This is a genomic window from Vibrio sp. 2134-1, from assembly GCF_033339495.1.
The window spans coordinates 1-662 of sequence record NZ_JAWOUS010000503.1; the positions used below are offsets into that span (position 1 = coordinate 1).

The 662-nt window shown below is 47.0% G+C and carries 1 pseudogene; it reads left to right on the top strand.

Annotation, left to right across the window (positions count from 1 at the left end):
* Positions 1–662: pseudogene (locus R7R78_RS26895) on the top strand (methyl-accepting chemotaxis protein); the annotation flags it as partial.

Consider the following 662-nt stretch of genomic DNA (forward strand, 5'->3'; position numbering starts at 1 on the left):
TTAGCAATACTGAATTAAACAACAACGGTGAGCGTAAAGACGATTGGCACTTGATGCCTTACGAAACGGGCAAAACGTTCGTGATGGAACCGTACATGTATCCGGTTCGCGGCAAACAAGAACTGATCACGACCATCAGCCAACCAATCAAGTTACGTGGCGAGATCATAGGCTCTCTTGGTTTTGATTTGTCATTGAACGAGTTACAAAGCCAAAGTGAAGATTACGCGAGCGACTTGTTTGATGGACAAGGCCGTATTCTGATTTCTTCGTGGAAAGGCATCACACTGGCGAACAGCAGCCAAGCGGATCAAGTGGGCAAAAAAGTCTCTCATGAATTGGCGTCTCAATGGGCTCGTATTCAATCCATTGCGAAACAAAAGGGCGCAGGCCTTGTGACGTTTGGCGGGGATGAGTATGCGATTACTGCAATTGAAACCAGCGATGCGCCTTGGATCGTTATGGTGTCGGTTCCCAGTAGCTTCCTTAAAAAGAACGTGGATGACTACGAGCGATGGAGTGAAGAACAAAGTGCAGAAGCTCTTGAAAAGGGAGTGTGGGCAGGGATTATTGCGGCTCTGATTGGTATTGTTGCGATGACAATGATCGCGACCTCGTTGGGCAAAGTTTTAACTAACTTAGTGGAGCGTTTTAAAGACGCA